General features: G+C 64.9%; 22 protein-coding genes. 7 read left to right on the top strand and 15 right to left on the bottom strand.

Going from position 1 to position 25,669, the window contains the following annotated elements; genetic code table 11:
- Positions 1-8 precede the first annotated feature (8 nt).
- The 3 genes from IVB46_RS43630 to IVB46_RS43640 form a co-directional block, all read right to left on the bottom strand.
- Positions 9-2,162 (bottom strand): hypothetical protein, encoded by a 2,154-nt coding sequence (locus IVB46_RS43630; protein ID WP_247346080.1) that lies wholly within the window; start codon positions 2,160-2,162, stop codon positions 9-11.
- 278 nt (positions 2,163-2,440) lie between these two features.
- Complete coding sequence (gene radC, locus IVB46_RS43635; RefSeq protein WP_247316367.1) at positions 2,441-3,154, bottom strand: DNA repair protein RadC; 714 nt, start codon at positions 3,152-3,154, stop codon at positions 2,441-2,443.
- Between the two features lie 99 nt (positions 3,155-3,253).
- Complete coding sequence (locus IVB46_RS43640; protein WP_247316366.1) at positions 3,254-3,634, bottom strand: VOC family protein; 381 nt, start codon at positions 3,632-3,634, stop codon at positions 3,254-3,256.
- A gap of 416 nt (positions 3,635-4,050) precedes the next feature.
- Between IVB46_RS43640 and IVB46_RS43645 the strand changes: the two genes are divergently transcribed.
- Positions 4,051-4,491 carry an antibiotic biosynthesis monooxygenase family protein gene (locus tag IVB46_RS43645; RefSeq protein ID WP_247346082.1) on the top strand — a complete coding sequence of 147 codons (441 nt, stop codon included), beginning with the start codon at positions 4,051-4,053 and terminating at the stop codon, positions 4,489-4,491.
- Between the two features lie 49 nt (positions 4,492-4,540).
- Here IVB46_RS43645 and IVB46_RS43650 read toward each other — a convergent pair whose 3' ends face one another.
- Positions 4,541-5,479, bottom strand: coding sequence for an EamA family transporter (locus IVB46_RS43650; RefSeq protein ID WP_247316364.1), 939 nt, complete (start codon positions 5,477-5,479; stop codon positions 4,541-4,543).
- A gap of 133 nt (positions 5,480-5,612) precedes the next feature.
- Between IVB46_RS43650 and IVB46_RS43655 the strand changes: the two genes are divergently transcribed.
- From IVB46_RS43655 to IVB46_RS43665, 3 genes are all read left to right on the top strand, one after another.
- A complete protein-coding gene (locus tag IVB46_RS43655; RefSeq protein ID WP_247316363.1) occupies positions 5,613-6,209 on the top strand; it encodes an Ada metal-binding domain-containing protein in 597 nt (198 codons plus the stop codon).
- Between the two features lie 103 nt (positions 6,210-6,312).
- A complete protein-coding gene (locus tag IVB46_RS43660) occupies positions 6,313-6,879 on the top strand; it encodes a TetR/AcrR family transcriptional regulator (RefSeq protein WP_247316362.1) in 567 nt (188 codons plus the stop codon).
- Between the two features lie 48 nt (positions 6,880-6,927).
- Positions 6,928-7,650, top strand: a complete 723-nt coding sequence (locus IVB46_RS43665) for a 3-oxoacyl-ACP reductase family protein (protein WP_247346084.1) — start codon at positions 6,928-6,930, stop codon at positions 7,648-7,650.
- Positions 7,651-7,723: 73 nt separating this feature from the next.
- Here the strand turns inward: IVB46_RS43665 and map are convergent, their stop codons facing one another.
- Together map and IVB46_RS43675 are read right to left on the bottom strand one after the other, a co-directional pair.
- On the bottom strand, positions 7,724-8,542 hold the full coding sequence (gene map / locus IVB46_RS43670; RefSeq protein ID WP_063980716.1) for a type I methionyl aminopeptidase: 819 nt from the start codon (positions 8,540-8,542) through the stop codon (positions 7,724-7,726).
- Positions 8,543-8,649: 107 nt separating this feature from the next.
- Positions 8,650-9,966: a mechanosensitive ion channel domain-containing protein gene (locus tag IVB46_RS43675; protein ID WP_247316361.1), complete on the bottom strand. Its 1,317-nt coding sequence runs from the start codon at positions 9,964-9,966 to the stop codon at positions 8,650-8,652.
- Between the two features lie 210 nt (positions 9,967-10,176).
- Here IVB46_RS43675 and IVB46_RS43680 point away from each other — a divergent pair, with 210 nt between their 5' ends.
- Positions 10,177-11,970 (top strand): potassium/proton antiporter, encoded by a 1,794-nt coding sequence (locus IVB46_RS43680; RefSeq protein ID WP_247346086.1) that lies wholly within the window; start codon positions 10,177-10,179, stop codon positions 11,968-11,970.
- A gap of 143 nt (positions 11,971-12,113) precedes the next feature.
- Here the strand turns inward: IVB46_RS43680 and modC are convergent, their stop codons facing one another.
- The 5 genes from modC to mepA form a co-directional block, all read right to left on the bottom strand.
- Positions 12,114-12,776: a molybdenum ABC transporter ATP-binding protein gene (modC, locus tag IVB46_RS43685; protein WP_247316359.1), complete on the bottom strand. Its 663-nt coding sequence runs from the start codon at positions 12,774-12,776 to the stop codon at positions 12,114-12,116.
- Positions 12,777-12,778: 2 nt separating this feature from the next.
- The gene (modB, locus tag IVB46_RS43690; RefSeq protein ID WP_028148288.1) at positions 12,779-13,474 is read right to left on the bottom strand and encodes a molybdate ABC transporter permease subunit; all 696 of its coding nucleotides are present in this window, start codon (positions 13,472-13,474) and stop codon (positions 12,779-12,781) included.
- Positions 13,475-13,493: 19 nt separating this feature from the next.
- On the bottom strand, positions 13,494-14,279 hold the full coding sequence (modA, locus tag IVB46_RS43695) for a molybdate ABC transporter substrate-binding protein (RefSeq protein ID WP_247346088.1): 786 nt from the start codon (positions 14,277-14,279) through the stop codon (positions 13,494-13,496).
- 182 nt (positions 14,280-14,461) lie between these two features.
- Positions 14,462-14,965, bottom strand: coding sequence for a hypothetical protein (locus tag IVB46_RS43700; RefSeq protein ID WP_247316357.1), 504 nt, complete (start codon positions 14,963-14,965; stop codon positions 14,462-14,464).
- Between the two features lie 341 nt (positions 14,966-15,306).
- Positions 15,307-16,251: a penicillin-insensitive murein endopeptidase gene (gene mepA, locus IVB46_RS43705; RefSeq protein WP_071916935.1), complete on the bottom strand. Its 945-nt coding sequence runs from the start codon at positions 16,249-16,251 to the stop codon at positions 15,307-15,309.
- Between the two features lie 468 nt (positions 16,252-16,719).
- On the opposite strand from mepA, the gene IVB46_RS43710 reads away from it, so the two are divergent.
- Positions 16,720-18,885: an EAL domain-containing protein gene (locus IVB46_RS43710; protein WP_247316355.1), complete on the top strand. Its 2,166-nt coding sequence runs from the start codon at positions 16,720-16,722 to the stop codon at positions 18,883-18,885.
- 330 nt (positions 18,886-19,215) lie between these two features.
- On the opposite strand, the gene IVB46_RS43715 is transcribed toward IVB46_RS43710, so the two are convergent.
- The 4 genes from IVB46_RS43715 to IVB46_RS43730 all read right to left on the bottom strand — a co-directional run bounded on the left by IVB46_RS43715 (position 19,216) and on the right by IVB46_RS43730 (position 24,582).
- The gene (locus IVB46_RS43715; RefSeq protein ID WP_247316354.1) at positions 19,216-20,367 is read right to left on the bottom strand and encodes an acyl-CoA dehydrogenase family protein; all 1,152 of its coding nucleotides are present in this window, start codon (positions 20,365-20,367) and stop codon (positions 19,216-19,218) included.
- An 11-nt stretch (positions 20,368-20,378) separates the two neighbouring features.
- Complete coding sequence (locus tag IVB46_RS43720) at positions 20,379-21,599, bottom strand: MFS transporter (RefSeq protein WP_247346090.1); 1,221 nt, start codon at positions 21,597-21,599, stop codon at positions 20,379-20,381.
- A gap of 169 nt (positions 21,600-21,768) precedes the next feature.
- Complete coding sequence (locus IVB46_RS43725) at positions 21,769-22,884, bottom strand: winged helix-turn-helix domain-containing protein (protein ID WP_247316352.1); 1,116 nt, start codon at positions 22,882-22,884, stop codon at positions 21,769-21,771.
- Between the two features lie 111 nt (positions 22,885-22,995).
- Positions 22,996-24,582: a winged helix-turn-helix domain-containing protein gene (locus tag IVB46_RS43730; protein ID WP_247316351.1), complete on the bottom strand. Its 1,587-nt coding sequence runs from the start codon at positions 24,580-24,582 to the stop codon at positions 22,996-22,998.
- Between the two features lie 152 nt (positions 24,583-24,734).
- Here IVB46_RS43730 and IVB46_RS43735 point away from each other — a divergent pair, with 152 nt between their 5' ends.
- Complete coding sequence (locus tag IVB46_RS43735; RefSeq protein WP_247316350.1) at positions 24,735-25,652, top strand: hypothetical protein; 918 nt, start codon at positions 24,735-24,737, stop codon at positions 25,650-25,652.
- Positions 25,653-25,669: the final 17 nt, after the last annotated feature.

Below are 25,669 nucleotides of genomic sequence, written 5' to 3' on the forward strand. Positions count from 1 at the left end.
CGTCGATCTCATCCTTCGGCCGCCGCCCCAGCAGTGCCCATATTGCCGAAAGCAAATCCTTGAAAAACAGCGGCGAAAACACATTCTGCCAAAGTAGTGTTAGGGTCGGTACCCGCATTCAACAATGTCATCGTGTCGCCGACTCGCTGGTTGAGCGTACCAAGCGTGGCGAGGCCGATTTGCCGGGCCATAGGTTGAACGGACCCGTAGGTTGCAAGTCCAGGCCCGATGATTGGGTAGGAGCCGGGCGGCAGCCCGTCCGGAGGCGGATCGGGCGGCAGGATCGGCGGCGGGATAATCGGCGGGTCCGGGGGTGTCGGCCCCGAATCGAAAGTCGAGCGCAGGAACCAATCCTGGGGCGCATTGCCGTTAATGCCGCCGCGAAACAGGAAGTAATCATAAGCGCCGCCGCGCACCTCGCCGGCGAGCGAGAAAGCGCCGGGCGTCGTGGTGGCGTTGTTGACGGTCTGCACCAAAAGGATGCCGTTCGCAACGGTCTGATCGCCGGGACCGGTCGTGTTCAATACTCTGAGCGTTGTCGAGCCCGTCGCTGCGCCGCCGTTAATGACCAGCCTGTCGGATGGCGAAGTGTCGTTGCCGAGAAAAGTATTGAGCGTGATCAAGCCGCCTGCGCCCCCATAGTTATTCGCAATCAGCGTCTTGTAGCTCGACAGTTGTGTGGGGTCCGCGGTCGGCGGGGTGAAGATGATCTCACTGCTGTTGTTGGTCAGGTTGGTTGCGTTCGAATTGCCCGTCATCGTCCAGACGGTATTCTGCGCAAGGGTGACTGTGCTGATGCCGCCGGCCGCCGTCGTGATCACCCCTCGCAAGGTCGATGCCTGTGCGTTGAACGTCGTGCTGGCTCCAGACACCGTTTCGAGCAGGGTGTTGTTATTTGTTACTGCGACGGCATTACTAAGACTGATGTTGGCCGCGCCGCCCTGCACCGAGAAGGAGGCGGCGCTGGCCACGATGGTGGCGTTGCTGTACTGCAACGTGTTTCCGCTACCGTTGAACAGAAAGCCGAAGCCGCCATTTCCTGACGCGGTCACGTCGGTTCCGGTCATGGTTACGTTGCCGCCGTTCTGCAGCAGCCCGCCCGCGCCGTTGACGACGGACACCGAGCCACCACTCGTCGTAACGGTGCCGCCAGTCGTCGCATTCACTCCAGCGTTTCCACCGCCTCCCGTCACGCTGACGACCACATCGTTTGCGGTAACCAGGCTGTTCGCCCCCGTCGCCCGAAGTCCTATCTCCCCGCCGCCAATGCCCGGAACGGTAACGGAGCCGCGCGTCAACGTCACCTGGCCCCCGGACGCGGCGTTCACACCGACATCACCACCGCCATTACCTACCGACAAGCTCAGATCGGTCGCCGTGATCGAACTGTTGGTCCCTGTTGCCGATAAGCCGGTATTCCCGCCGCCTCCGGCGAACGTGATGCTGCTGCCGCTCGCAAGCTGGATACTCCCCCCGTTCTGCGCCGTAGCCGCGGTCATGCCGCCCGAAGCACCCATGTTCACGGAAAGACCATTGGCGATGATTTGGCTTGTCGCACCATCGGCGGTCATCAACTTGCCGAAGCCACCGCTGAGATTGATCGACGAGCCAGGTGTGAATTGAATCAGACCTCCCGCCGTGGCCTGCACTACCCCGCCCACCCCGACCGCGGCGCCGCCGTTCCAATTCACAGTCGTGCTATTCGCGATGATCGTGCCGGTGGTGGCGATCATGGCCGCGCCGCCGCCGCCAGAATTCGCCAGGGTGATCGCATTAATGATGATCGTGCCGCCGGTGTTCGCAATCAGGCCAGTGCTGGCGGCGGTTACATTTGCGTTTGCGGTGACCGTGGCGTTGGTGGTGGCCTGGATTCCTGTTCCACCACCATTGGCCGTCACCGTGCCATTGGTCGTCACGTTTGCGCCGTTCAACGCGCTGACCGCGATGTTGAAACCGGTGCTCACCGGATTATTGGCTACGCAGGTTCCGCCGTTCTGAAGGATGCCGCCGTTGACGGGATCAGTTGTACATTGAGCGCGGGCCGCTTGCGGTGCGGCGATGATAATCACGCAAGGCAGAACAACGGAAAGCACCCGTGCTCGCAGAGGGTGCCGACGCGGCGCCTGACCGGCAAGTAATCGCAAAGGCTTGCGCAGTTCCATTTTGTTGCGCCCGATCACACGCGATCGCGAAAGGCAACGAGCACCAGAATTGTTGTGCGAAGACGCCGCATGTGTGGCGATCGCGGCAGCAATCCATTATCCCGACCGCTGTCGCTTACGAGTCACGCATGGGACAACAATGCTGATCCAACGGATCCACGCCGTGCTCTCTGGACAACCTCGAGTTGCCAGCGGGACTGATGACTGCTCTGGGGCAATCGCGTCGTTTTGCGAGGTTCGCGGTAAGGTCCGCTTTAGCCCCCAAGAGGCGACGTCGTTTAGATCAGCTTCAGTCCCTTCAGACTGGCGTGACCTTGTTTGCCGACGATGATGTGGTCGTGCACGGCGATGCCGAGCGGCTTGGCGATGTCGATGATGGCCTTGGTCATCTGGATATCGGCCTGCGACGGCGAGGGATCGCCTGAGGGATGGTTGTGCACGAGGATCAGCGCGGTCGCCGACAGCTCCAGCGCGCGCTTGATCACCTCGCGCGGATAGACCGGGGTGTGGTCGACGGTGCCGGTCTGCTGCACCTCGTCGGCGATCAGCTGGTTGCGCTTGTCGAGGAAGAGCAGGCGGAATTGCTCCTTGTCTGAAAACGCCATGCTGGAGCGGCAATAGTCGATCACTTCGTTCCAGGACGACAGCGCGTTGCGGCTGTTGACCTCGCCCTTGGCGACGCGGTGCGTTGCCGCCGCGATCAGCTTGAGCTGGTGGATCGCGGCTTCGCCGATGCCGTCGACCTCGCGCAGACGCGCCACCGGGGCATGGACGACCTCGGCGAACGAGCCGAAGGTCTTGATCAGCGTCTTTGCCAGCGGTTTGGTGTCGCGCCGCGGCAGCGCCGGAAACAGCGCCATCTCCAGCAGCTCGTAGTCGCTGAGCGCATCTGCGCCCGCGCTGTAAAAGCGCTCGCGCAGCCGTTCGCGATGGCCGTGATAGTGCGGCGCGTCCTCGGGCTTGCTCTTGTCGTGGTCGGTCTTGGCGGGCATCAGGCCTAACCATGCCGTACGGCGCGCGTTTTGCAACCGGGAAGTGTCCGGCCCCGGCGGCTCGCTCATTGGCGCGGCGGCCGGGGCCTCGTCGTCCGCCTACGGCGAAAGCCCTCCCGGCGGGGTGCAGACCTCGACCAGGACATTGCCCGGCGCGGTGACATAGAAGTGCGGGACGCCGCCGCCACGATCCATGGAGGCGATCCTGCTCGGGTTGAGGCCCGCGGCCTTTAGCTCGGCGTGCTTGGCTTCCACCTCGGCGGCCTCGTCGTAGTAGAAGCCGATATGGAAATTGGCGGGATAGTCGGCCGGCTCGCCCGTCCTGCCGCGCATCACGGTCAGGATGAAATCCTCCTTGTTGCGCAGGACGACGAGGGCCTCGCCGCGCGAGGCATAGGGTGCAAAGCCGAAGAAGCGCTCGAAGAAGGCGGCAAGCGCGGTGACGTCCGAGGTCACGAGGTTGAGATGTTGCAGTCGCATAGGTGCTCTCCGTTCGGGTGAAGGAACGGACGGAACGAGATTCCACACTGAGCGGCGGCCGAGTTGACACGACGACATGACCCGCCGAGCAGCGTGACGATCGCGTCACTCTGTCCGGCCGTGGGTCCTACCGTGGAGACGGTGGCAGAATTCCTGGCAAGTCAGGAACAGGCCGAGCTTACCAATCCGGCCATGCCTTTTTCGGCGCGCTCCGGGTAGCAGAGTTCGCGCGCATCGGCAAGCCGGGAGCCGGTCAGGATGTTGCCGGCCCGGATTCCCGGCGCCGCCTATGCTCGGGGCGATTGAGCCGTCGAGAAAAAATTTCACACCAGCTGTCTTCGTTCTCCTGCCTCGTTCGTCTCAGCGCTGTTGGCCGGTCGAGTGGCCAGCCGATCTTCCGCAACAGGAGAATATCAATGTCCCGGACCAGACCTGAGCCGTCGCGCCGTGCCTTCGTTGCCACCGGCCTCGGAGCGGGCGTCTTGCTCGTCGCGCAAGCGGCGCCGTCCCACAGCCAGAACAGGAGTTCGAAAATGGAAGCGACCATTCGCACCGGTAGCGACGTCACGACCCTCGTCAACGTCTTCACGGTCGAGCCGGATAACCAGCAAAAGCTGGTTCAGTTGCTGAAGGAGGGCACCGAGACCTTCTTCAGCAAGCAGCCCGGGTTCATCTCGTCCAGCGTCCACGCCAGCAAGGAGGGCCGGCGCGCGATCAACTACTCGCAATGGGCAAGCGCGGGGGACATCGAGAATTTTCGCCGGGATCCGCGATTTGCGCCGTACATCCGGAGCCTTGCGGCGCTGTCGAAGGCCGAGACGATCCTGTGCGAGGTCGTCGAGGTCAATCATGCCTGATCGGTAACGGCGGCTCGGGGCGGTCCAAAAGACCGCCCCGCGGGCGCCGTCACTGTTCGAGACCACGCTGCCGCGCCGGCCGGGGCATCGTGACGGCGATGACCCCGGCGAGAATGAGCGTCATGCCTGCAAGGGCCGACCAGGTGAAGCGTTCGCCGAGCCATGCCGTGCCGAGCGCCACCGCGAAGCCGGCGCGCAGATAGCTGCCGCTGGTCGTGCCGAGTGGGCCGAGCGTGCAGATCAACCGGAAATAGATCACCATCGCGAGCGCCGTGCAGACCACCGCGAGGCTGACGACGGCCGCGACCGCGTGCGAAGTCGGTGCCAGCGTCCAGGGTCGCTCGAGGACGAGTGCGGCAGGGACCATGAGGATCGCGGCACAGCTCATGGCGCCGGCCGCCGTGACGGTGGCGGGAAAGCCGGAGAACCGCTGCCCCCATATCGGTGCGAGCGCGTAGCAGAGGCTTGCGCCGAGCACGGCGGCCTGCGCCAGCGCGGCCGTCGTGCCCAAGGAGGACAGCGCATCGATTCCGATCGTGACCGCGACGCCCGCAAGACCAAGCGCGACGCCGATGATCTTCCGGCTGCTGATCGCCTGCCGCCCGCGTCCGGTCATCATCGCGATCGCGAGCACGAACATCGGCGGGGTCGCATTGAGCACGCCGGCGAGACCGCTTGCGATATGCATCTCGCCCCAACTGATCAGGGTAAACGGCAGCGCGCTTTGCAGCAGCCCCTGCACGAAGAAAGCCGCCCACACCGGTCCCCGGGCCGGAAGAGCGTGCCCCTGAGCGCGAGCGATCGCGATCAGGAGAATGGCCGCGATCGTCACGCGCGCCGCGACCATCGTGAACGGCGGGATCGTCGGGATTGCGACCTTGATCAGCGTGAACGAGCTGCCCCAGATCAGTGAGAGGAGGAGCAGGAGCCCGATCTCGAACGTGAGCGTGGTGTGTCCTGACGTCGTTTGTTGCGCCTGCGTGTGCATTGCGAATCTGCTCCGGGATGGACCGGGACCATGATCCGGCGCGGTGGCGCAGGCTGGCTGAATTCGGACCTCATCGCCCGATCGAGTCCGATTCCAGCTACTCGGCGGGCTGCGTTGAAACTATTCTTCCGCCATGGCAACAGGCTCGGCACATCGGCAGACGCTGCCGCCGCATCTCGACTGGGACACCTGCGATCGGGCGCGGCTGGCGCGGGCACGCGCGTTCGACGGGCTGTTCTTCTCCGGCGTTCGCTCGACGCGCATCTATTGCCGGCCGGTCTGTCCGGTTCGCCCCGCTCGCTCCGAGAACGTCACCTTTTATGCGACCGCCGCTGCCGCCGAGCGCGCCGGCTTTCGCCCGTGCCTGCGCTGCCGGCCCGAGACTGCGCCGGGATCGCCGGCCTGGATGGGAACGGCCACCACCGTCGCGCGCGGGATGCGCCTGATCAATGACGGATTCCTGGATCGTGCGTCGATGATGGACCTTGCGGAAGTCCTGGGAGTCGGACCGCGCCATCTGCTCCGCCTGTTCATGCGCCACGCCGGTGCGAGCCCGAGCGAGATCGCTGCGACCCGCCGTGTGCAGGAAGCCAAGCGTCTGATCGACCAGACCAGCATGACATTGGCGGAGATCGCCTTCGCCGCCGGTTTCGGCAGCGTTCGCAGATTCAACGATGCATTTGTCGCGACCTACAAGCGGCCGCCGTCATCATTCCGGCGTCGCCACTAGGCCGCCGAGCCAGGCATCACCCGATCTGCTTCCCGCCATGTCGCGGGCAATGCCGCCGCATTTTATAATTGACTATTCGTTCCAGAATAACTATTGTCGTGTCATGGCAAGGACCAAGGAATTCGATCAGGACGAGGCGCTCGATGCCGCGATCGGTGCGTTTCGCGAGCACGGTTTCGAGGGAACCTCGACGCCGATGCTTGTTGACGCCATGGGGATCGGCCGCCAGAGCATCTACGATACGTTTGGCGACAAATGGCAACTCTATTGCGCCGCGGTGCGCCGCTACGCGGCCAGCGAGGTCGAAGCCCATCTTGCCGCGCTGCGGGCGCCGCCGCGCGCGATTGACGGCCTCAGGGCGATGATCGACCGCGTCGTTCGCGACGCGAACGAGGCTTGCCTGGGCATCGGCTCGATCAGCGAGTTCGGCCGCTCGCGGGATGACCTCACCAGCATCCATGCGGCGTCAGGCCGCGCGCTCCAGGGCGCCGTTTCGAAACGCTTGCGCGAAGCGCAGGCCGACGGCGACGTGGCGCGGGATCTCGACGCCGACGACGCAGCCGAATTTCTGCTGGCGAATGTTGCCGGTATTCGCATCGCCGCGCGCGGTGGCGCCCGGCCGCGCCAATTACGGGCGCTCGGCGCCATCGCCCTGCGCGCCCTCGTGTAATTTTTTTGGTCAAATCTGGAACGATCGTTCAAAATAAGGAGAGAGCAAATGAGCAGCAAAGTCGCATTGGTGTTTGGTGGAGCGCGCGGCATTGGCGCCGCGATCGCGGTCCGTCTCGCACGGGACGGGTTCGATATCGCGCTGACCTACGTGTCGCGCCCGGACAGCGCCGCCGAAATCGTGGCCGCGATCGAAAACGATGGCCGCAAGGCCGTCGCGATCAAGGCCGATAGCGCCGATCCCGCGGCGATCCGCGCGGCCGTCGCCGAGACCGTGGACCGGCTTGGGGGGCTCGATGCCGTCGTCGTCAACGCGGGTATTCTCCGCCTCGGTCCCGTCGAGCAGTTCAGCGTCGAAGACCTCGACCTCATTCTCGATGTGAACATCCGCGGCGTTTTTCTGGCAATCCAGGCAGCAGCCGGGCAGATGCGCGACGGCGGCCGCATCATCACGATCGGGAGCAACACGGCGATCCGGACAGGGACGCCGGGAGGCAGCGTCTATGCCATGACCAAGGCCGCCGTTGCCTCCTTGGTCCGCGGCGTTGCGCTCGACCTGGCGCCTCGCCGGATCACGGTCAACAACGTCCAGCCGGGCCCGACCGAGACCGACATGACGGCCACGATGGTGTCGCGGCTGAAAGAGATCGTTCCGTTGAAGCGCGTCGGTGAGCCCGGCGAGATCGCCGCGCTGGTGTCATATGTGGCGGGCCCGGAATCCGGCTATATGACCGGCGCCAGCCTCACCATCGATGGTGGCTACGTGCTGTAAGAGGTCCGCCTCTGACGACAGATCGTCGCCGGCGAACAGGATGGCAGGATCGCATCGCGGTCCTGCCGGGCCATCACCCGATCTGCGTCTCGCCGTGCCGCTTCGACAGCGTGAAGATCTCGACGCCCGTCGCGGTCACCCCGACGGAGTGTTCGAACTGCGCCGACAGCGAGCGGTCGCGGGTCACCGCGGTCCAGCCGTCGGAGAGGATCTTCACGTGCGGCTTGCCGAGATTGATCATCGGCTCGATGGTGAAGAACATGCCGGGCTTGAGCTGAACGCCTTCGCCGGGCCGGCCGATATGGATGATGTTCGGCTCGTCGTGGAACATGCGCCCGAGGCCATGGCCGCAGAAATCGCGCACCACGCTCATGCCCTGCGGCTCGACGAAGCTCTGGATGGCGTGGCCGATGTCGCCGGTGGTGGCGCCCGGCTTGACCGCGGCGATGCCGCGCATCATCGCCTCATACGTCACCTCGATCAGCCGCTCGGCCTTGCGGGCGATCGGGCCGACCGCATACATCCGGCTGGAATCGCCGTACCAGCCGTCGACGATGAAGGTGACGTCGATGTTGACGATGTCGCCTTCCTTCAACGGACGGTCACCGGGCATGCCGTGGCAGACCACGTGGTTGAGCGAGGTGCAGGTCGAGTAGCGGTAGCCGCGATACATCAGCGTCGCCGGATAGGCGCCGTGGCTGAAAGCGAAGTCGCGGACGAACTGGTCGATGCGCTCGGTCGGCACGCCGGGCCCGACGATATCGGTGAGCTCGTCGAGGCACTTCGCCACCAGCGCGCCCGCCTTGTGCATGCCGGCAAAGGCGCTCGGCCCGTGCAGCTTGATCTGTCCGGTCTTGCGCAGGGAGGTATCGGAGGCTTCGACGTAGCTCATGCGGGGCTGGTCTCGGTGTCGGCGGAAGGGCTTGATTTCAGGGCCATAATCTAATGATCACGGGCCCTCATGCAAGTCAGGCGTGCCTCTTGCGCCCGAAACAGGGCCTAATTCGGGACTTCTACGGTGGTTTCTACCGGCAGAGCGCCGCCCCGGACGCGAATCTCGCGGACGGGATAGGGAACCCGGATGCCCTCGCGCTTGAAGGCCTCCCAGAGCGCCAGCATCACGTCGCTCTTGACGCCATCCATGCCGTCGGGGTCCGCGATCCAGAAGGTCAGCGAGAACTTCATCCCGGCTTCCGCGAACTCGGTCAGGATGCTGTTCGGCGGCTTGCCCTTCTGCGCGCGGGGATGGGCGGCCGCGGTCTCCGCGGCGAGCTTGCAAACCAGCCGCGGGTCGGCGTCGTAATTGGTGCCGAAGGCGATCTTCACCAGCGTGTTCTTGTCGGTATAGGTCCAGTTGACGACCTTCTGCGTCACCAGGTCTTCGTTCGGCACCAGGAATTCGCGGCCGTCGCCGGCGGCGACGGAAATATAGCGCGTCTTCATCGCGCTGATGCGCCCGGTGTTGTCGCCGATGGTGACGAGGTCGCCCGGCTTCACCGACTTGTCCGCGAGCAGGATGATGCCCGAGATGAAGTTGGCGACGATCTTCTGTAGGCCGATACCGATGCCGACGCCGACCGCGCCGGAGAACACCGCGAGCGCCGAGAGATCGATACCGACCGCGCCGAGCGCGATGACGATTGCGATGGCCAGCAGCCCGATCCGGATGATCTTGACCAGCAGCACCTGCACCGACGGGGTCAGATCGGTGGTCGAGTTGATCCGGCTCTCGGCGAAATTGCTGGCGATGTTGGTGGCCCAGAGCGCGATGAGCAGGAGCGCGCCGGCCTTGATCACCAGCAGCGGCGTCAGCCGCAGGCCGCCGAGCACGATCGCAAAGGAATCGAGCAGGTCGACCGTCGTGTCGAGCTGTCCGATGATGGACAGCGCCGCGACGAACCACGCCGAGATCGACACCAGCTTGACGATGAAGGCGTTGCGCAGCACCGAGGTCACGAGCCGGATCGCAAGCCAGGCCAGTCCCAGCTTGGCGGCGACCATCAGGAGATAGCTGCGGCTCGGCCAGGTCGCGTGATACATCACAACGCGGGAGAGGATCACCATCAGGGTGAACACCGCCGTCGAGGCGCTCGAGACCATCACCCGGGCGAAGTGCCGGAGCGGCAGCGGCCAGTGTATCGCCAGCGACGTCATGTCGACGCGGTTGCGAACCCCGGCTTCCGCGGCATAGGCGATGCCGGCCGCGGCCAGGATCAGGCCGAATTGCAGGTAGAACCAGGGCGAGGAGATTTCCGCCCCGACGCTGCGCGCGGTGGTCTGCACGAACTCCATGAAGTCTTTGAGGTCCATGTCCATCAGTCTCGTCGGGAAGCGGGCGGCAGGGATTGATTCGAGGGCGCCGCAGATTCCCACAAAGGGAGCGGCCCGGCCATCGATACACCGCTAAGTGAAGTGCGTTAAGGCCGCAAAATACGGGCAGATTGCCGCGAGCGGGAGAAAATGGGTTGGCGCGGGAGTCTGCCGACGATAAGGATGCAATTCCAGTGATTTGTACCCGGAAGGTGGATGGCTTCCCTCGACTCTGTCAGCCTCGCCATATTGCTCGGCGCCGTCCTCGTCATGGCCGGTATCCTGTCGAGCCTGCTTGCTCTGCGCTTCGGCGCGCCCTTGCTGCTCGTCTTCCTTGCCATCGGCATGCTCGCGGGCGATTCCGGCCCCGGGCAGCTTCAGTTTGACGACGTCCGCACCACCTATCTGGTCGGCTCGGTGGCGCTGGCCCTGATCCTGTTCGACGGCGGCCTGAAGACGCGCTTTGCCAGCATCCGCACCGTGCTCGCGCCGTCCGTTGTGCTCGCGACCGTCGGGGTGCTTCTGACCGCGCTGATCACGGCGCCGTTCGCCAAATACGCGCTCGACCTCAACTGGACGGAAGCGCTGCTGGTCGGTGCCGTCGTGGCCTCGACCGACGCGGCCGCGGTGTTCCTGCTGGTGCACACCCAGGGCCTGCGCCTGCGCCCGCGCGTCGGTGCGACGCTGGAGGCAGAATCCGGCACCAACGATCCCTTCGCGATCTTCCTCACCCTGATGCTGGTCGAATACATCTCGCTGGGATCGAGCTCGGCGGGCCATGTGGCGATGGAGTTCATCCAGGAGGCGGTGCTGGGTGCCGTCGTCGGCTTCCTCGGGGGACGTCTCGTCGTCGTCGCGCTCAACCGGGTTGCGCTGCCGCAGGGCCTGCATGCGCCGTTTGTCACGACCGCGGCGCTCGTGATCTTCGGCGGCTCGCAGATCATGCACGCCTCCGGATTCCTCGCGGTCTATCTCGCCGGCATCATCATCGGCAACCGCCCGACCCGCGCGCATAATTCCGTGGTGGCATTCCTGGATGCCGCGACGTGGCTGGCGCAGATCGTGATGTTCGTGCTGCTGGGCCTGCTGGTTTCGCCGAGCCGGCTCGGCACGAACGTGCTGCCGGCGGTCGGGGTTGCGTTCGTCCTGATGCTGGTCGCGCGGCCGATCGCGGTGTTCGTGTGCCTGGCGCCGTTCCGCTTCAACTGGCGCGAAAAGATCTTCATCGCCTGGACCGGCCTGCGCGGTGCCGTCGCGATCTTCCTGGCGTCGATCCCGATGCTGGTCGGCCTGTCGAAGGCCTATCTTTATTTCGACGTCGCCTTCGTCGTCGTCATCATCTCGCTGCTGCTGCAGGGCTGGACGCTGGCGCCCGCCGCGCGCAAGCTGCATGTGGCGCTGCCGCGCGCCGAGCGTGGTCCGCGCCGCGTCGAGCTGGATCTGCCCGGTCAGCTCGAGCAGCAGCTCGTCGGCTATCCGGTGCTGCCCAAGAGCCTGTACTTCCGCCGCGGTCTGATCCCGTCCTGGTCCAAGCCGACGCTGGTGATCCGCAACGAGAACATCTTGACCCCGACCGAAGCCGATCCGATCGCGCCCGGCGACTACATCTATCTGCTGGCCCCGCCGGAAAAGGCCGAGTCGCTCGACCGCTTCTTCGTCGACATGCAGCCGAGCTCGGCGCCGGATCCGCATCTGCTCGGCGACTTCATGGTCTCCGGCGAGCACACGCTGGCCGAGCTTGCCGAGATCTACGGCGTGAAGGTCGGCGAGGATGACGGCAAGCTGACCCTCGCCGACTATTTCGACGTCCATCTCGACCGCGCGCCGAAGGAGGGCGCCGAGCTGCCGCTGGACGAGATCGTGCTGGTCGCGCGCAGCATCTCCGGCGGCCGCGTCAACGTCGTCGGCCTGCGTCTGCCGGAGGACGAGGAAACGCCCGCGCCGCTGACGCGCCGGCAAGCGCTGCGGCGCAAGCTCGCGGATTTGTGGACGTCGGTGGCGGGGGTTTAGCGCCGCGCTCTCCGTTTTCAGTTTGGCGGGACGGAGCGGCCGCAAGCTCGTCATTGCGAGCGCAGCGAAGCAATCCAGTCTGCCTCCGCGAAAAGACTCTGGATTGCTTCGCTACGCTCGCAACGACGGGGGGCCTCAACCCCTCACGTCAACACCTTCACCCCGCCGAACGATGTCACCCGGCCCTGCTTCAGCATCACGATCTGCGTCGCGAGCTGGCGCAGCTCGGCGACGTCGTGGCTGACATAGACCATGGGGACATTGGCCTCATCGCGCAACCGCACCAGGTAAGGCAGAATCTCGAGCTTGCGGCCCTCGTCGAGCGCGCCGAGCGGTTCGTCGAGCAGCAGCAGGCGCGGCCTCGACAGCAGCGCGCGCCCGAGCGCGACGCGCTGGCGTTCGCCGCCGGAGAGCTTTCCTGGACGGCGATCAAGAAGCGTGCCGATGTCGAGCAGGTCGATGATGCGCTTGTGCTGGGCAGGATCGGGCGCGAGGCGGCTCATCCGTCGGCCATAGTCGAGATTTTGCGCGACGTTGAGATGTGGAAACAGCCGCGCATCCTGGAATACGTAGCCGATGCGGCGGCGCCAGGTCGGCACATGGATGCCGGCCGCGGTGTCGTCAACGGTCTCGCCGTCGATCACAATGGTGCCGCGGTCGGGCCGCAGCAGGCCCGCGATCATGTTGACCAGCGAGCTCTTGCCGGCGCCCGACGCGCCGAACAGGCCGATGACGCGGCCTTCGCTGGTGAAGGTTGCGGAGAGCGAGAATTCGCCGAGCTGTTTTTCGATGTCGACGCGCAGCATGGTCAGTTCCCGTGCAGGCGTTGCGTGGCGCGGCGGGCGAACCATTCGGCGGCGATCAGCGCGCCGAGCGCGAGCACGATCGAGATGATCACGAGTCGTCCTGCGGCCGCGTCGCCATCGGGCGTCTGGATCAGCGAGTAGATCGCCGAGGAAATCGTCTGGGTTTCGCCGGGAATGTTGGAGACGAAGGTGATGGTCGCGCCGAACTCGCCGATCGCCTTGGCAAAGCCCAGCACCATGCCGGCGAGCACGCCGGGCAGCGCCAGGGGTAGCGTCACCGTGAAGAACACTTTCCAGGGCGCCGCTCCCAGCGTCTCAGCCGCCTGCTCGAGCCGGCGATCGATCGCCTCGATCGACAGCCGCATTGGGCGCACCAGCAGCGGAAACGACATCAGGCCGCAGGCGAGCGCCGCCCCGGTCCAGCGAAACGCGAAGACGATACCGAGATAGTCGGCCAGAAATCCGCCGACGAGTCCCTTGCGACCAAAGGTGAGGAGCAGGAGATAGCCCGTAACGACAGGCGGCAGCACCAGCGGCAGATGCACGAGCGCATCGAGCACCGATTTGCCCCAGAAGTCATGGCGGGCAAGCAGCCATGCCAGCGCAATGCCGAACGGGGTTGCGACCAGCGTAGCGATGACGGCGACCCTGAGCGAGAGCAGGATCGCCGTCCATTCGGCGGGAGAGATCTCGAGCACGAAAAATCAGGTTGCAAAATTAAGTCGTGGGACTAACCAGGAACTTGAAGCCGTATTTTTCCAGAATGGTCTTGGCGGCGGTCGAGCGCAGGAAGGCGAGATAGTCGTTGGTCTCGGCCTTCGCGGTGGTGGTCGCGGCGACGGGATAGATGATTGCCGGATGCGAGTCCGCCGGGAAGGTGCCGACGACCTTCACGCCCGGTTCGACCTTGGCGTCGGTCGAATAGACGATGCCGAGATTGGCCTCACCACGCGCCACCAGCGTCAGCGCGGCGCGCACGCTCTCGGCCATGGCGAATTTCGGCTCCGCAGCCTGCCAGGCGCCCAGCTTCTCCAGCGCCGCCTTGGCGTATTTGCCGACCGGCACGGACTTGACGTCGCCGGTCGCGATCTTGCCGTCGCCCGCGAGCTTGGCGAGGTCAAAGCCTTGCGCGATCGTGACGTTGTCGATCTTGGAGTCCTTCGGCGCGATCAGCACGATGCTGTTGCCGAGCAGATTGACGCGGGTCGGCTCGTTGATGGTCTTCTTGGAGATCGCGTAGTCCATCCAGTCGGTGTCGGCGGAGACGAACACGTCGGCCGGCGCGCCCTGCTCGATCTGCTTGGCGAGCACCGAGCTTGCGGCATAGCTGACGCTGAACTTGACGCCGGTCTTGGCGGTGAAGGCGGCGTCGATCTCGTCGAGCGCGTTCTTCATCGAAGCGGCGGCGAATACGGTGATGGTCTTGTCCTCAGCGGCGGCAGGCGAAAGGCTCGCGCTCGCGAGGAGGACGAAAGCGGTGAAAAGTCCGGCAATACGAATCATGGAATGCGCTCCGTGCGAGTTCGCGCGCGCGAATGCACGCGCAAATCTGGCGTTGGGTGGGTTGGCGTGCGACGGGCGGAAAGCGCTGTTCCACGGGGCCTTGCGACGGCTTACGGCCGGCAGGGATATCGCAGCTGCGAAGATAGCAGGCCGGAGCCCGAGGTCAAAGGCGACCGTTTGGCCTATTGTGCCGGCAGGATCGCGATCGACAGCGAATTGTCCTTGGCGCCGCTGACCTGGAGCACGAAAGGCTGCCCCGACAGCTCATATTTCATGGTCTTGCGAATGCCGTCGCAATCGGTCGCGCCGCTGAAGGCCACGGGCTTGAGGAAATGCCCGTCCTGGACCACGTCCACCCAGGCCCCACTGGACAGGCTGACGGTGTAGAGCCCGGCCTTCGGCGCCTTGACGCTGGTGAAGCCGGCGAAGGTGCCGTCCTTCGGCGCCCTTTCCGGCGGTGTCGGCAGCTTCGCGTCCGCGGGGGCAACCAGCCCCAGCGTGATGGCCGACGACGGCAGCGCCGCCTGTTCGCTTCCCGTGGCGAGCCTGGCACGGTCCGGCGCGGTGAGCGCGGCGCGCTCACGCTCGATCGGCCATTTGAACTTGTCGCAGCCGCTGGGCTCTTCGGCAGCCAGAGCGGTGGTCGCACCGAGCGAAAGCGCAGCGAGGAAGGTGAGGACGCGCATGTCAAATCTCATCGTTGGCCACGCGAAGATGCGGGGCTTGCGGTCATTGCTGAAAGGCGGGATGCGCGTCCCGACAGGGCCGCTGGGCTTACGGCAGAGCGGCAAGGCGATCCTAGCGCATTTCAGAGGATGGGAGCCAGTCATGACTCTGTCATCCCGGACAAGCGCAGCGAAGCGGAGCGCAGATCCGGGATCCATAGCCCCAGGGAGGAATTTGACGAAGACTCGGAGTTACCGCTTCGCTCAACCACCGCTCCCTGTGGTTATGGATCCCGGGCTCGCGCTTCGCGCGCCCCGGGACGACAGCGGTGGGTGAGGCGGCAGCTTGCCCAGCCAGCCGCCTATTGCTTCGCATCGCCTGCGTGCAGCACCGCTTTGCAGGCCGCCGGCATCTGCGCCAGCGTCATCGGCGGCTTTGGCTTCGGCGGCTCGGGCGGAGGCTTCGGATGCAGCACGGCGTCGCTGAACCAGTAGGCGAGGTCGGACGGCTTGCAGCCTTCATCCTCGGATTGCGACGACTGGCCTTCGCATTCGCTCGAGCCCGCCGGGCAGCGCATGCGGATGTGGAAGTGATAGTCGTGGCCCCACCACGGCCGGATTTTCGACAGCCAGGAGCGGTCGCCCTTGGCCTCGCGGCACAGCGCTTTCTTGATCGCGGGATTGACGAAGATGCGCTGCACCGCCGGCTCCTGCGCCGCGTCGCGCAGCACCAGCACATGAGCAGGCGTGAACACCTTGGGGTCGATGTCGAGCCGGTCCTGGCGCACCATCATCACCGCCGACATGTCCTCGCGCTCCTCGCGCGACAAACGACGGTCCGGCATCGGCGTCAGCCAGATGTCGGCATCCAGGCCAATTTGATGGCTGGCATGGCCTGACAGTGCCGGCCCGCCGCGCGGCTGGGCGATGTCGCCGACCAGAATGCCCGGCCATCCCGCGTCCTTATGCGCCCTGGCCGCGAGCCGCTTGATCAGCGCGATCATGTCGGGATGGCCGTAATTGCGGTTACGCGACAGCCGCATCACCTGCCAATTGTCGCCGTTGAGCGGCATCTGCATGGCGCCGCCGATACAGCCCTTGGTGTAGGAGCCGATGACATGAGCCGTTCCCTTCGACGGCAGCAGCTTTCGCGCGAACAGCTCCTTGGCGCCGATGCTGGGATCGTTTGGGTTGGCGAGCGGCGGTAGCGGCTTTGGGTTGACGCTGCCCTTGTCCTGGGCCAGCGCGGCGCCGGCGGTCAGGAACGTCATGACAAGCAGGAGAGGGGCGAGGCGGCGGGGACTCATGCTGTCATCCTTATAGCGCAACGCGGTGTCAGGGTTAAGAAACAGTCCTTCGGCCGAAATATTGTCCGAAAGTCGCAGTTCCCTACGCGCGGCCGGCCGATTTTTAACGACGCGATAACCCTCTCGTGCATTGACCAAAATTCGTGCGTGGGAGGCGTGCTCCCAGCCCTCTGTATGCATTCGCGCGCGATCTCGGAAATGATTCAAGGCAGCGCGCAATTTTGCGCCATCGCGTTCTCCGATGACGACGATGTGATGGGCTTGGCACGCCCGGCGGCGCTGTCGCGCCGCGCAAAGCGGCAATGAGGGCTGCTTTTCTGCGGCCACCAGACTGTGCGACCGACCGACAAGCCACCCAAGATTACTTTTTTTTCAGACACTTGCCCCAAAACTTGCGGCCACTGGGCGCGACTGGGACGTATCAAGTTGAGTTTGAGGTTTCGAAAAACAACAAAGCGAAAGGGAGGCGTGCTCGCCCGGGCTCGCCGACAGCCGCGCAAGCCGCGCTTCGCGCGCGCGCCTCAATCCGTTTCCGAACGCGACGAACTCCTGCGCCGCCGCGCCGAGGCGGAAGCCGCGATTGCCGAGGCCCGCAAATCCCATGAGCGCCTGCGCCAGGCCATCGACATCCTGCCGCAAGGCATCGTGTTTCTCGATGCCGAAGGCCGTTACGTGCTCTGGAACAGGAAATACGCCGAGATCTACAGCAAGACCGCCGATCTGTTCCAGGAAGGCGCGCGCCTCGAGGATACGCTGCGCATCGGCGTCGCGCGTGGCGACTATCCCGAGGCTGCCGGCCACGAGGACGAATGGATCGCCGAGCGGCTGCAAAAGCTCTATCAGCCCGGCGCGCGCCACGAGCAGATGCTCGCGGACGGCCGCGTCATCCTGATCGACGAGCGGCTGACCGACGACGGTGGCGTGGTCGGCCTGCGCGTCGACATCACCGAGTTGAAGCAGCGCGAGGCCTCGTTCCGCCTGCTGTTCGACGGCAATCCCGTCCCCATGATCGTCTGTGCGCTCGACGACGAGCGCATCCTCGGCGTCAACGATGCCGCGATTTCCCATTACGGCTATAGCCGCGCCGAGTTCGAGAAGCTGAAGATCCGCTCGTTGCAGGCTTTCGACAGCGAGCCGCCCTGGACCACCGATCGCTCCAGCGAGGAGCAGGCCGCACGCACCTGGAAGCACGTCAAGGCCAACGGCGCGCTGATCGACCTTGCGATCTATTCGCGCGAACTGACCTATGCCGATCGGCCCGCGGTGCTGCTCGCGCTGATGGACATCACCGAACGCAAGCGCGCCGAGGCGCGGCTCGCCTTCATGGCCCAGCATGACGGGCTGACCGGTCTGCCGAACCGCAATCTGCTGCGCCAGCAGGTGGACGAGATGCTGCTGCATATGCGGCGCAGCTCCGACAAGGTCGCGCTGCTGATGCTGGGGCTCGACAATTTCAAGGCGGTCAACGACACGCTGGGGCACGCGGTCGGTGACAAGCTGCTGCGCGGCGTCGCCAAGCGGCTGCGCTCGACCTTGCGCGAGGAGGACGCGCTGGCGCGGCTGAACTCCGACGAGTTCGCGATCGTGCAGAGCGGGCTGACGCGTCCCGAGGATGCGGTGATGCTGGCCAAGCGCTTGCTGGAAGCCATCGCCGATCCCTATCTGCTCGACGGCCATTCCGTGGTGATCGGCGCCTCCATCGGCATCGCGATGGCGCCCGGCGACGGCGATGATTCCGAAAAACTGCTCAAGAGCGCCGACATGGCACTGTCGCGCGCCAAGGCCGATGCCCGCGGCACCTTTGCGTTCTTCGAGGCTGCGCTCGACGCCAGGGCGCAGAGCCGGCGCAAGATCGAGGTCGAGCTGCGCGACGCGATCCAGAACGACGTACTGCGCCCTTATTACCAGCCGCTGATCGACCTCCAGAGCGGCCGCATCACCGGCTTCGAGGCGCTGGTGCGCTGGCCGCATGCCGAGCGCGGCATGGTCTCGCCGGCCGAGTTCATTCCGGTCGCCGAGGAAACCGGCCTGATCAATCCGCTCGGCGGCTTGATGCTGCGCCGGGCGTGCCTGGACGCCGCGACCTGGCCGGACGATGTCCGCGTCGCCGTCAACCTGTCGCCGCTCCAGTTCCGCAGCGGCAATCTGCTCTCGGTGGTCACGGACGCGCTGAAACATTCCGGCCTGCCGGCGCGGCGGCTCGAGCTCGAGATCACTGAGACGCTGCTGCTGGAGAAGAGCGCGCAGGTGCTGGCGACGCTGCATGCGCTGCGCGCGCTCGGCGTCCGCATCTCGATGGATGATTTCGGCACCGGCTATTCCAGCCTCAGCTATTTGCGCAGCTTCCCGTTCGACAAGATCAAGATCGACCAGTCCTTCGTGCGCGATCTCGGCGCCAACCGCGAGGCCCAGGCGATCATCCGCTCCATCGTCAGCCTCGGCAAAGGCCTTGGCGTCACCATCACCGCCGAGGGCGTCGAGACCGAAGCCGAGCTGAGCTGCCTGCGGGCCGAGGGCTGCGACGAGGGCCAGGGCTTTCTGTTCAGCAAGGCCCGGCCGAATGCCGAGATCATCAGCCTGCTCGCCGCCCAGCGCGGCATCGATGGTGACGAGAAGGCTGCGATGGTGGCGTAAGGCGGGCTGCCCCTTACCTCGCCCCGCTTGCGGGGAGAGGTCGGGCCGGAGGCGAACCCTCCCCCTCCAGGGGAGGGCTATCGCATATGCGGGAAGCTCGCTTGCGGCCATCCTTCGAGACGCCCGCCGTTGGCGGGCCCTCAGGATGAGGACCGAATGTGCGGCCGTAGTTTTGACGAGCACCGATGCCGCTTAGCCTCATCCTGAGGAGACCGCAAAGCGGTCGTCTCGAAGGACGAGGCGCGCGCTCAGGTCGTGCAGAATGCGATATGCGATAGCCCTGCCTCGCAAGCGGGGGAGGGAGTGCAGCATCATCGCGGCTGCCGCCCATCACTCCTCCGCCAAAATCGCCTTCCCCACATCCTCATAATGCGTATCCCGCGCCTGGATCTGCTGCGTGATCGCGTGCATGTCGCGAAAGCGCCGCTCGAACGGATTGCTGCGGAACACCGCGGTCGCGCCGGCCATGTGATAGGCGGCGTCGACCACCTTGGCCGATTGATGGATGGTCCAGGTCGCGGCGAGGCGAACGGCGCTGCGATGCGCCGGGCTGAATTGGCCGGTCGCGCAGAGGTCGCGCCACATCGCATTCGCCGTCGCGTAGACATAGGCGCGCGCGGCCCGCAGATCGCCCTCGGTGCGGCCGATCAGGCCCTGGACCGCCTGGTTGTCGCGCATGGCGCTCGCTGCCAGCGACTGGTGCTTTGCACGCGACAAGGCGATGGCGGCATCCAGCGTCGCGCGCGCGACGCCCAGCGAGACCGCGGCAAAGCCGAGGCTGAAGGTCGAGCCGGTGCCGATCCTGTAGAGCGGACCCGTCTCGCGCAGCGCGGACGGCACGTCACGGAACGCTGTGAAACGCTCGGGGATGAAGAGGTCGCTCACCTCATAGGAATCCGTGCCGGTGCCGGCGAGCCCGATCGCCTGCCACACGTCATGCAGCACCGCGCTCGCGACCGGAAACAGGATGGTGCGAACCTCCGGCGAACCGTCGGCATTTTTCCGCGGCGTCCCGTCGGCTCCGACGATGCGGACATGCGCCCCCAGCCAGCTCGCCTGCCGCGAGCCCGAGGCAAAATCCCAGCGCGCGGTGACGCGATAGCCGCCCTCGACCGCGCGCGCCTCATGCGCGATCGCGCCCCAGGCAAGGATGCCGGGCGGCGTGTCGAAGATCTCGCGCGCAATGTCGTGGTCGAGCGAAGCCGCGATCATCGCGCAGACGCTGCATTGGCCGAGACACCAGGCCGTCGAGGCATCCGCCTTCGCGATCTCCTCCTGCATCTGCATGAAGATGTCGATCGGGGCCTCGGCGCCGCCGAGACTTTGCGGCAGCAGCGCGCGATAGAGCCCGTTCTCGATCAAAGCCGAGACGACGGCGGGCGTTAGCCGACGGGAGCGCTCGATCTCGTCCGCTTCGCGCGCAATCAGTGGCGCGATTGCCCGGGCACGTTCAGCCAGATTGAAGCCTTGCGGCCTGTTCATGCGTCACCTCGTCAGGCCGCGGCGCGGCCGAGGTCGAGTGCTTGCTTGCGTCTGGTCGGAAAACTCAGCGCCACTGCTACGGCGCCAAGCCCGATCGCGAAAGAGCCGGCGTGCAGCCATGTGTAGCGCTGGAAATTGTCGAACACGAGCCCACCGGCCCACGGACCCAGCGCCATGCCGAGGCTGGCAAAGGCCGACACCGCGCCGAATACGGTGCCCATGATGCGCGCGCCGAAGTACTCGCGGACCAGCACCGCATAGAGCGGCATCACCCCGCCATAGGCGAGGCCGAACACGACCGAGAGCGCATAGAATTCGCCGAGCTGCGCCACCGCGAGATAGGTCGCGATGCACATCGCCTGCACGAACAGACCGCCGACCAGCACGGGCTTGGCGCCGATGCGATCGGCTGCCGCGCCGAGCAGCAGGCGTCCGCCGAGCCCGGAGACGCCGGCGACGCTGTAGACCGTCACCGCCGTGAGCGGGGCGATGCCGCACACCATCGCATAGGACACCATGTGGAAGATCGGACCGGAATGCGCCGCGCAGCAGGCGAAATGCGCCGCTGCGAGCGCGATGAATTGCGGCGTGCGCAGCGCTTGTGCTGCGGTCAGCTCGATCTCCGGTGCCGCGTCGGTGCTTGCCGGGCCAGCCGCCTGCGGCGCTGGCCGCACCAGGAAGCAGGCCGGGATCAGCAGCGCCCACGCCGCGATGCCGATCACCAGCATCGCGGTGCGCCAGTCATAGGCCGTGATCAGCCAGCTCGCGGTCGGCGCGATCGTCACCGGCGACACGCCCATGCCGGCGGAGACCAGCGCCACCGCGAGGCTGCGGTTCTTTTCGATCCAGGCGCTCGCGAGCGCCATCATCGGTGCGTAGAAGCTGCCGGCAGCGACGCCGATCAGCACGCCGAAGAACAGCTGGAATTGCCACAGGCTCGTTGCCTGGCTCGCAGTCACGAGACCGAGGCCAAGCAGCAGGCTTCCGGCAAGCACCACGATGCGGGTGCCGAACCGGTCCGACAGCGTGCCCCAGAAGAACGCGGCAACACCCATGCAGAGGAAATCCAGCGTCGCCGCCGCCGACACGCCCGCGCGCGACCAGCCCATCGCTTCGGAGATCGGCTGCAGGAAGACCGCAAGCGACAGCATCGTGCCGAAGCCGACACAGGTCATCAGCGCTCCCGCGGCGACCACGACCCAGCCATAGTCGAACCCTGACGGCTTGCTCATCCGTTTCCTCTGCGCTTTTGCTCTTGTTGATGGTGCGCGCGGGGATGGTGGCCCATCTGTCGGCCGAGGGCAAGGTTACGCGCAATGCGCGGGTACAGAGCTCGTTGCCTTGCAGCACCTTGCAGCGCCTTGAGCGTCGGCATGCGCCATGGGCCACCGCAACGCCGACTTAGGATGTGTTTTGTGCCGCGGTTTCGCTGCCCCCGCGTGCCCGTTCCATTTGCCCCGGCCACCCGTACGCCGAGATCAGGCTCATATCGGCCTCAGAATCCGTGCCGGTCATATTGAGGGAGCGGCTGCACTGTTGGAGGGCTTCTTCATATTGACGGAGGTGCAAGTGTGCGACGCAGAGAAGCCGCGCCGCGATGGTATCCTGCAAGACGGCCAGGTTTGCGAGGTCGCCGTCGAACCGATCCGACCAGATGTCGCGGGCGGTCTGAAGGTCGGTCAGAGATACGTTGACCCGCACCTGGTCTCCGTTGCGTCTCACCGCGCCCCGCACGGCCCAGCGGACGCGGAGATCCGTCCCGAGCTGCTGCAAATCGATCACCTTCTTCTTGTAGGTCGAGGCGGTGTCGCGTCCAACAACGAGAGTGGCGGGCGTTCGCGCGAGATCGGTGGTCAAGCCTGTCGAGATCAAGTCGGCAAAGGAGTCCTGCGCCGGACCGTCGTTGAGGCTGGCGAAGGGCAACACGACGAGCGAGAGGCGAGGCGCGATCTCGGGCCTGACTGCCGGCTGTGCCTGGATATTTTGAGCTTCCCGTTGTGCGTCGGTACGGACCGTCTTCCAGGCATTCCAGTATCCGGCAACGCCACCGGCAATCGCGCCGATGGCGGCGACCGACGCCAGCACGCTGCCGACGAGCTTCAAACGGCCTCTGAGGTCCTCCAGCCAGCCTGCGGATCGCCGTTCGCCAACAGCGTTTGAAAAGGTAACCGGGACCGTAACTGCTACCGTGGTTCCTGGTTGCCGATCCTCATCGTGCACGGCGCCCACGAAACGAAAGCCCTTGCGTGGAAATGTCTTTATAAGACGTTGTTGCTGACCGGAGTCACCGATCGCGCGCCGGACGGCGTTCAGCCGGGTCGTGAGCGCCGCATCGGATACGATCCGGCCATTCCAAATCGCGCTGACGAGATCGTCCTTGCTGACGACGCGATCCCTGCTGCGGATCAGATGTTCGAGCAGATCGAGAACCTGGGGTGTCGTGGGCACCACATCGAGCCCGCGCCGCAATTCGCGCCGCTCGGTGTCCAACGCACAGTCCTCGAAGAAATAGCGCATGGCACCATTCTCCAAGCCTGCCCTCTATTCTCCGAGGGCGCGGGAGCAATAATCCGTGGAGAATAGGCCTTCGCTAGCGAAAATGTAAGCCGCGAACATTGGTCCGCCCCGTCAGGGGGGGCCAACGTCGTGCTTTTCCGGAAGGCCCGCTTCGCAGAGACCCTTCTCGAAGATCGCGAAGTCATCTGCCCGGCGAAACGGTGCCAGATTCTCGAGATTGGCACGAAGATCTGGATTGCATTCAAGGGCTTGCAGGAGGGATCGTTGCGCTCGTTCACGCCGCCCGGCGAATGCGTTGCTGGCTGCGGCAATGCAGGTCACGAGCAGGAAACTCGTCTGACCACGCAATGCGGTCTCGGCGCATGATACTGCCGCGTCATAGCGGCCCGCCAGAAAATGCGCATACGCCATGGCTCCCTGCGCGTCGTAGTACATGGGCGGATCGAGCGGGCTAAGTCTCACGGCATGTGCGGAGTGCTCGAGGGCGAGATCCGGCTCTCCCCTCCAAACTCTCAGCCAGGCACTGGTGGCCCAGGCTTGCGCGAAGTTAGGGTTGTCAGCCAAAGCTCGATCCACGAAAGCAGCCGCGTCGTCGAACTCGTGGGCTATGAAGGCGAGTGCATATCCACCCACGGACAGTGCAACCGGATCATTTGCCCCCAGTTCTACCGCCTTCCGGGCCAGCCGGGTGGCTTCCGCAATTTCCTTCGCGGGATCGCTGATCCAGCCGTTCGCCTTGCGCCGGGTATAGCACCAGGCGGCCATCGCATAGCCACAAGCCAGTCGAGGGTCGAGTTCGGTCGCCTTGCAAAAGAGCTGCAACGCCTCGGTGTTTGCGTTGTTGGACCAACGGGATTTCGCCAGCCCGCGCAGATAATGATCATACGCATCCAGATTTTCGGGCGGCTTCCGCCTTGCCCGCTTGATCTCCTCACGCTGCAGCCTCGGGGCGATTGCGCCTATGACACTGGACGTCAGATTGTCCTGCAGATCGAACATGTCCTCAATCGGGCCCTCAAAGCGGTCTGCCCAGAGATGCGTTCCAGTTTCGGCATCGATCAGCTGTCCCGCGATTCGAATGCGATTTCCGGCTTTGCGCACGCTACCTTCGAGGACATAGCGGACACCAAGCTCGCGGCCGACCTGCTTTACGTCAACGACCCGGCCTTTATACGCAAAGCTCGAATTGCGTGCGATCACGAACAGCCAGCGAAAATGAGCCAGAGCCATCGTGATTTCTTCCACGATGCCATCTGCGAAATACTCCTGTTCGGGATCGGAGCTGAGGCTGACGAAAGGGAGTACGGCAATCGAGGGCTTATCCGGTAGCGGGAGGGCCGCTGTTCTCGCTCCTGACAGGTGAGGGACGGTTGAGGGATCCGGCTCCCGTACTTCCCGAACGGCTCCGACGAAACGGAAGCCCTTGCGCGGGATCGTCTTGATCAGGCGCTGCGCTTCCCCGCAATCGCCGACTGCCGTGCGAACGCCATTGATGCGGGTCGCAAGCGCGGCCTCCGATACGATGCGCCCCTTCCAGATGGCGTTCATGAGGTCGTCCTTGCTGACGACACGCTCCCTGTTGCCGATCAAGTAGTCGAGAATGTCGAAGACCTGTGGCGCAACGGAAACAGCGTCGGCCCCGCGATGCAGCTCGCGCCGATCCGTGTCGAGCACGTATTCATCGAAGAGATAGCGCAAGTTGCCACTCCCGTCGTTGGATGAAGCCGCCTCTGCACCTGCTGGGGCGTAAAGTAAGGCGCCGGTCAGGAAAATGTAAGCTGCACGTCAAGCGTGCCCGGCGAAGTCCTGACATCCTGCCCTCGGTAAGGTATCGCCAAGGGATATCGCCGATGAGTACCATCAACGGCGTTGCGCAGGTGCGACGGACTGCCACACCCGTGCAGCAAGTGACCAGCCTTTTCCTGCGGGTCTGGAGCGCATGGCAGAAGCGCCGAAGACGGCTGAAGGTACAAACGGCTCTCTGTGCCCTCAGCGATCGGGAGCTGATGGATCTCGGCGCGACGCGCGCCGAGATTGACTACATTGCCTTGCAGCAAGGCCGCGCAAGGCCCGATCGTCCGGCACCCTGGCGCATTGGCAGTGCGCTTGCGATCCTGTTGCTCGTCAACCTGCTCGGCTTGATTTCCGTAGATCGCGCCGGGGCTCAATGCACTGCGCAGGATGGTTTGCGGAGGCAGCTGGCGGTCAAAGTCGACCCGCCGGCTCCCAGATCGGAGATTCCGATCAGCTCGGCTGCAGATGTCCTGGCGTGGAAGACGATCCGGATAGGAACATTCACGGATACTTTCGCTCTTCGCAGCGCGATGAGCGCAATGGGCTGCGGCGTCGGAAACGCGGCTGATGAGATACTCGCTCGACCGGCCTTTACCCTCAGTCGCAAGAAGGCGGAGGTTGAGCTTGTTGCCGTGTCGGTTGCCGAGCTCGGCTTTCAAGGCGAGGCTTCGCTGCGGGAAATCTATGCGCGTGCACAACAGCTCGGTCTTGCTCTGGCGCCCGCCGAAATCGCGCCGCAGCTGAGACTCCAGTATTTGGACCAGCCGATCGGTGAGTTTCTCACCATCGGGATGGAGCCTATCGGGACGTGGGCGGGTGAAGCGGTCGTCCTGACGGTGGCGAATGGCGGAGCAGGCCTCATCCTGATCGGCCAGGATGGCCGTGAGGACGCGCAGATATCTGCGATATCCCGTTTTGTGTTCGTGCGACCCGGCTCATCCATGACTCCAGAGACCGCAGCGATGGCCAGGTAGCATGCTGCGATCTCATT

Source organism: Bradyrhizobium sp. 61, from assembly GCF_023073075.1.
Taxonomy (GTDB): Bacteria; Pseudomonadota; Alphaproteobacteria; order Rhizobiales; family Xanthobacteraceae; genus Bradyrhizobium; species Bradyrhizobium barranii.